7 protein-coding genes are annotated in these 6,000 nt (G+C 41.2%); 4 read left to right on the top strand and 3 right to left on the bottom strand.

Annotation, left to right across the window (positions count from 1 at the left end):
• Window positions 1-38: 38 nt before the first annotated feature.
• Window positions 39-1,400, bottom strand: coding sequence for an NAD(P)/FAD-dependent oxidoreductase (locus tag Q0541_RS32650; RefSeq protein WP_298920914.1), 1,362 nt, complete (start codon window positions 1,398-1,400; stop codon window positions 39-41).
• A 234-nt stretch (window positions 1,401-1,634) separates the two neighbouring features.
• Window positions 1,635-2,561 (bottom strand): DUF4349 domain-containing protein, encoded by a 927-nt coding sequence (locus Q0541_RS32645; RefSeq protein ID WP_298920911.1) that lies wholly within the window; start codon window positions 2,559-2,561, stop codon window positions 1,635-1,637.
• A 257-nt stretch (window positions 2,562-2,818) separates the two neighbouring features.
• On the opposite strand from Q0541_RS32645, the gene ilvC reads away from it, so the two are divergent.
• On the top strand, window positions 2,819-3,832 hold the full coding sequence (gene ilvC, locus Q0541_RS32640; protein WP_366941959.1) for a ketol-acid reductoisomerase: 1,014 nt from the start codon (window positions 2,819-2,821) through the stop codon (window positions 3,830-3,832).
• Here ilvC and Q0541_RS32635 read toward each other — a convergent pair.
• The gene (locus Q0541_RS32635) at window positions 3,797-4,057 is read right to left on the bottom strand and encodes a hypothetical protein (protein WP_298920907.1); all 261 of its coding nucleotides are present in this window, start codon (window positions 4,055-4,057) and stop codon (window positions 3,797-3,799) included. The genes ilvC and Q0541_RS32635 overlap by 36 nt on opposite strands.
• A gap of 665 nt (window positions 4,058-4,722) precedes the next feature.
• On the opposite strand from Q0541_RS32635, the gene Q0541_RS32630 reads away from it, so the two are divergent.
• The 3 genes from Q0541_RS32630 to Q0541_RS32620 all read left to right on the top strand — a co-directional run bounded on the left by Q0541_RS32630 (window position 4,723) and on the right by Q0541_RS32620 (window position 5,898).
• On the top strand, window positions 4,723-4,959 hold the full coding sequence (locus Q0541_RS32630; protein ID WP_298920905.1) for a hypothetical protein: 237 nt from the start codon (window positions 4,723-4,725) through the stop codon (window positions 4,957-4,959).
• A gap of 490 nt (window positions 4,960-5,449) precedes the next feature.
• Window positions 5,450-5,647, top strand: a complete 198-nt coding sequence (locus Q0541_RS32625; protein WP_298920903.1) for an NblA/ycf18 family protein — start codon at window positions 5,450-5,452, stop codon at window positions 5,645-5,647.
• A gap of 71 nt (window positions 5,648-5,718) precedes the next feature.
• On the top strand, window positions 5,719-5,898 hold the full coding sequence (locus tag Q0541_RS32620) for a chlorophyll a/b-binding protein (protein ID WP_104906897.1): 180 nt from the start codon (window positions 5,719-5,721) through the stop codon (window positions 5,896-5,898).
• Window positions 5,899-6,000 lie beyond the last annotated feature (102 nt).

The following is a 6,000-nucleotide window of genomic DNA, read 5'->3' as shown; positions in this document are numbered from 1 at the left end:
GGACAAGGGAAATAACCAATGCCCTGTTTGGCCAATGATCAAATATTTATCGGCTGTTTATTAGTGCCTGATGTGTAATAACTGTTGCGATCGCCAATTTGGAACTGCGTGAGTGATTCTTGACCTGTAATTAATCTTGCTCCGCGATTACGGGTGAAATAGTTCCATGCCCACTGAATCATTACTACTAATTTGTTGTTAAATTCAATTAAGAAGTAGATGTGAATCAATAGCCAAAACAGCCATGCAAAGAAACCTTTCAGCTTGATAAAGCCCAAATCTACCACAGCAGAATTGTGTCCAATCATCGCTAAACTACCGCGATCAACATAAGCAAAGGGTGACAAACTATTACCTGTAAGCCGCTTTTGGACTAGCGCTGCTACATATTCACCTTGTTGCTTCGCTACAGGTGCAACACCAGGTAGGGGTTTACCATTTTGATGAGAAAAATTTGCTAAGTCGCCAATAACAAAAATATTGGGATGTCCCTTAATACTCAAATCAGGTTCGACAATAACGCGTCCAACGCGATCGCATTCGGCATCTGTGCGTTCTGCTAGCACTTTTCCCATTGCTGAAGCTTTCACACCTGCTGCCCATAATACTGTTTTTGAGGCAATCTCTTTAACTTCATCGCCTTGTTTGAGGGTAACAATATCATTTTCAATATTCGTTACCAGTGTTTTTGTCTGAACAATCACCCCCAACCGCGTCAGGGATGCTTCCGCTTCTTGTGATAACTCTGGTGCAAAGGGTGGCAGAATCCGATCCAGACCTTCTAATAGCAAAATCTTGGCTTCCGATGTGTCGATGCTGCGGAAATCTTCTGTGAGAGTTTGGTTTGCTAATTCTGCGATCGCGCCAGCTAATTCTACACCAGTAGGGCCACCACCAACAATTACAAAGGTTAACCAAGCACGGCGTTTTTCTGGATCAGTTTCTTTTTCTGCGGCTTCAAACGCCGTAAAAATCCGGCTACGCATTTCTATAGCATCTTCTACGGTTTTCAAGCCTGGGGCGAATTCTTCCCAGTTGTCTTTGCCAAAGTAGGAATGCTTCGCACCTGTAGCAACAATTAACGTATCGTAAGCTATTGCTTCGTCGCCCACAGTCACTTGTTTTGCTTCTGGATCAATATTATTCACCTCTCCCAGCAGCACTTTCGTATTCTTGCTCTTACTGAGTACAGAACGCAACGGTGAAGAAATATCAGCAGGAGACAAAGCAGCCGTAGCAACTTGGTATAAAAGGGGTTGAAATAGATGAAAGTTACGTTTATCAATCAGAGTAACGTTTACTGCCGCCTTGGCGAGTGTTTTGGCCGCATAAAGTCCACCAAAACCACCACCAACAATGACTACTTGATGAGGTGGATTATTGTCAAGTGAGTTTACCATAAGAAATATTATCCTGTATTCCGACTATTGTAACTATTCTTAACAAACTTGTATCAAAATTGTCATCATATATTTTGTATTGTTTTTTACATTTGATTAAAGATTAAAGTAATCAAAACGACAGGATAAATAGAACTTTTCAAGATGGAGACTCAGACAATAAGATTTGGCAATATTTGAATTAATTTTTACTTATGTAAATTTATCACAGGTAGATGTACGATTTATGCAAGCTTACTCAGAACTAGTTGATTCTGGTGTTTGTGTTAAATGTGGTGAATGAGTTCGCCGCCAACGAGTAAAGCCATAGATAAGAGCAGCAAAAATTAACAAATAGGGACTGTAAACAATTAACCAGATACTCAGCTTGAGTAAGCCAACGGAAAATGCACTCAAAGAGTGGGTGGAGTTGTTCCAAGTTTCCTGAACTTGCAAACCAAAGGCAGGTTGGGGACTGGTGCTAGAAACTGCTGCTTCTAGGTTCAGCGTAATAGTGGAATAAGCAACTTGATTTTGTAAGCTTTTGAGTTGGGCATCAATTTGTTCTATCGTTTCTCGGACATTACTCAGTTCTTGGGCAACACTAAGCACATCTCTAACAGAACCTGCCCGATCCATAATTTTTTGCAAATTGGCTTCAGTTTTCTGCAAATTGGTTAATCTAGCTTGGAAATCCACCAGGCGATCGCCTACATCTTCCGCAGTGATATTGCGACTCTCAACAGTGCCCAATTTAGCTAGTTGTTCTAAGGTAGATTCCAGTAGGTTTTCTGGTATCCGCAATTGTATTGTTGCTGTGTAACGTGGGTTGTCGTTTTTGGGTTGTTGTTGTTTCAACCCGATCAAATCCCCTTGCTGTTTATTGATAATTTGTGAAACGGCATTAATAGTCTGATCTACAGAGTTGACAGTCAAAGAGATTGCTGCCTTTTTGATTAGTTGGGGACGAGAACGAGCTATTGGTGCAGCTTCCGCCTTTTGGGAAATACTGCTTTCATTGGCAGGTGCAGTTGCTTGATTTGCCCTGCCATCGGCTGCAATTGGAGGTAAAGCCTTATTTGCTGACTGATGGGAAGAGGCACAACTGGTGAAAATCACCCCTCCTAATAACACACTCACAAATAAAGCAGATGTGCGCGGTAATTTAGTCAAAGCGTACATAATCTACCCCTAGATGGATGAAGTTAACCCCAGTATTGCTCACATAAAACTCAAAGCCTGTATTGTTGCGATTTATGTAACAGGGGTAAAGTTAAAAGACGCGAAAAATCTTTGTCTGTACAGGAGTTAAAAGTTTTTCTCCCTCATCTCCTTAACTCCCTCTGAGTTCAAACGGATAAATTTAATAGCTCATAGTTCATCTGTAGTACTCAATTTGAGGTACAATCAAAAGCCTGCTAATTGAATGACGACGCTTGCTGACAGGAGATGCTTCTATGGCCCGGATGTATTATGACGAAGATGCCAATTTAGACCTTTTGGCTGGAAAAACTATTGCTATTATCGGCTATGGTTCCCAAGGTCATGCCCATGCTCTCAATTTAAAAGATAGTGGTTTGAATGTGATTGTGGGATTATATCCGGGTAGTAAGTCAGTAGAAAAAGCTGAAGCAGCGGGGTTAACTGTGAAGAATGTTGCAGATGCTGCCAATGCTGCTGACTTCATCATGATTTTATTACCTGATGAAGTCCAAAAAACGATTTACAAAAACGAGATTGAACCAAATTTAGAAGAAGGGAATGTGTTAGCTTTTGCCCACGGTTTCAATATTCACTTTGGGCAAATTGTACCACCAGCTAACGTAGATGTGGTGATGATAGCACCCAAAGGGCCGGGGCATATAGTCCGGCGGACTTATGAACAGGGTGAAGGTGTACCAGCGCTATTTGCAGTTTATCAAGATGCCAGTGGTCAAGCACGCGATCGCGCCATGTCTTATGCTAAAGGTATCGGTGGTAGCCGCGCTGGTGTTCTTGAAACTACTTTCCGCGAAGAAACCGAAACAGATTTATTTGGCGAACAAGCAGTATTGTGCGGTGGTTTGAGTGCTTTAATCAAAGCCGGATTTGAAACTTTAGTAGAAGCTGGTTATCAACCAGAATTGGCTTATTTTGAATGTCTCCATGAAGTCAAGCTGATTGTTGACTTGGTTGTGGAAGGCGGTTTAGCCAAAATGCGCGACAGCATTTCTAACACGGCTGAATATGGCGATTATACTCGTGGGCCGCGGATTGTCACCGAACAAACCAAAGCTGAAATGCAGAAGATTCTCAGCGAAATTCAATCTGGACAATTTGCACGGGAATTTGTTCTGGAAAACCAAGCTGGTAAACCAGGATTTACCGCTTTGCGTCGCAAAGAAGCTGAACACAAAATTGAGGAAGTTGGCAAAGATTTACGCGCTATGTTTAGCTGGTTGAAAAAAGCATAATGATTCAAAGATAGAAACTGGAGTTTCTGGGACTGTAATTCCGGAATTTTTTAGAAAATATAACTGGAGAAAGTGAAAGTCAGTAAAGTCATCGTAAATCGAGATTTTATAGCTTTTAATTGGATTAACCTGTTCCAGTACTCCAGAAGTTTCTGCATCGCTCATCTCTCGACGACTGTGTTCATCATGCCCAATAGCCTTTAACAGGTCGTCGATTGATAGCATAGACCGTAATCATTTCGTTTAGCATCTTCCCCTCTTTTTATCTCACTGGAGGGGATTTTATCAAGAGGACAAGGGGAAATTGTCTCCCATCTTCAAAGAGTGCGGCAAGCTTTATAGGGTTTAATACAAGAGCACCATTTTTTGTTGGCTATGTATCAGGCGTGGTCTGAATCCCCATCTGATTCCTCCCTTTGTTTCCAAGTCCCCTTGTTCCAAGAGTCTAGTTTCTGCAATATCTGAGTAACCTATCCACGATACCCCAGCGCGAAGCTCTGGAGTGAGTAACTAGGAACTTAGGTTATTATATTTTTGCACCTACTCATAGGATGAATTAATTTTATATCTAGAGACTGTTTTTATAAAGTAAGATAGCAAATAAGCTGTTAATAGCAACATAACCAATAGGTCGTTGTAATAATTTCTGCATCGATCATCTCTCGACGACTGTGTTCATTATGCCCAATAGCCTTTAACAGGTCGTTGATAATAGCATCGACCGTAATTATTTTGTTTAGCATCTTCCCCTCTTTTTTCTCGTTGGAGGGGATTTTCTTATCTGAGTAACCATGCACGATACCCTAGCGCGAAGCTCCAGGATGAGTAATTAGCAACTTGGGTTATTTAGGAAATAATGAACATAATTTCATGTCTTCAAATAAGGCAATATGGGTAGCAATGCACTCGATAACTTCTTGAGAATACTTTTCTATCAGTACCGAAAAAAAGAAACTACAAGCTGGCGGGAAATTACTACTAATCCCCCGGCAGAATTTATTGACCGAGAAGAATTTACCCAGCCTTGTGTCGTAGATATTGATAGATTAGTGCAACAAGTGCGAACAATCGCAACGCTTCGACAAAATTCAAGACCAGTGCGGGATTTTGCAGTTATTGGACGATGAAGCATTTTATCCGGAAAGAACTGCGACTTGGACTAGAGCAGTCAGAGTATCGAGTAGCGTCAGCAAAAAATCGCACAGAGGCAATAAATGTAATTTGAACGGTGCTAATTGCTTGATTAGCCGAAAGGCTGATTTATCATGCTTACTCTAAAATGTCCAAATATGTAAATAATTTGTTATACTAATTTATATAAAGTAACAAGTAGGCAATACAAACCTGTACACCACTGATGACAGAAGCGTGTCCAATGCCTACGCAACTAGAAAAACCGACTCACCTATCTGATTGTTTTAGGTCTGAAGAGCGCCATTGTTATTCTTTGCTTGAAGCGTTGCTATGCCGCTGATGATACTGACTTCGTTGACTGCCTTTGCCATTAGCTAGGCGTTAAATATAGCGAGTCGTTCAGCTTCAGACCCAGATTTGAAGATAGTGCTCTGCAAGATTAATTTGACAGTTTTTACCCTAAGTGGATTACAAGAGGCAGTAATGAATCAGCCAATCAAATTATCTTTAGAACAAGAATTTAGCATTCGTTCCTTTAGCGATCAAGTGCAGCAGATGTCCCGTGAACAAGCTCAAGAGTTCTTGATCTTGCACTATAAACAGATGATGATTCGGGAAACGATATTTCAAGAAATCCTCAAACACAAGTGGAAACTAGATATGGATTTCGCCTCATTCTAAAACCGGGAAGCAATCCTTACTTTGCACAACGCCAGTAAGTTATTACAGTTACAAAACTTGGATTATTAACTATGTCAGCGAACACAAATATTAACCCCCCGATGCTCGATAATCGCAATGCCTGGCGTTGGGGATTTACACCCCAGGCTGAACTTTGGAACGGTCGTTTGGCGATGATTGGCTTTTTGTGCGCTGCCCTAATTGAACTATTTTCTGGTCAAGGCTTCCTTCACTTTTGGGGTCTTCTGTAGGTTAGCAGTTGCTCTGGTGCTGGTTTAGTAGTGGGCACGGTATCACTATTTGATACATTTTGAGCGATATCCGTTCCTCAGATCCCTCTGAAAAATCACCAC

It is taken from the genome of uncultured Nostoc sp., from assembly GCF_937863485.1.
Lineage (GTDB): Bacteria > Cyanobacteriota > Cyanobacteriia > Cyanobacteriales > Nostocaceae > Nostoc.
The sequence above is the reverse complement of the archived record's forward strand: the minus strand, read 5'-3'. Positions and strand labels throughout refer to the sequence as shown.

Coding starts and splice junctions, on each gene's coding strand:
- Q0541_RS32620 (WP_104906897.1), top strand. CDS start 5,719: ATGTCAGCGAACACAAATATTAACCCCCCGATGCTCGATAATCGCAAT.
- Q0541_RS32630 (WP_298920905.1), top strand. CDS start 4,723: ATGGGTAGCAATGCACTCGATAACTTCTTGAGAATACTTTTCTATCAG.
- Q0541_RS32645 (WP_298920911.1), bottom strand. CDS start 2,561: ATGTACGCTTTGACTAAATTACCGCGCACATCTGCTTTATTTGTGAGT.
- Q0541_RS32650 (WP_298920914.1), bottom strand. CDS start 1,400: ATGGTAAACTCACTTGACAATAATCCACCTCATCAAGTAGTCATTGTT.
- Q0541_RS32625 (WP_298920903.1), top strand. CDS start 5,450: ATGAATCAGCCAATCAAATTATCTTTAGAACAAGAATTTAGCATTCGT.
- Q0541_RS32635 (WP_298920907.1), bottom strand. CDS start 4,057: ATGCTATCAATCGACGACCTGTTAAAGGCTATTGGGCATGATGAACAC.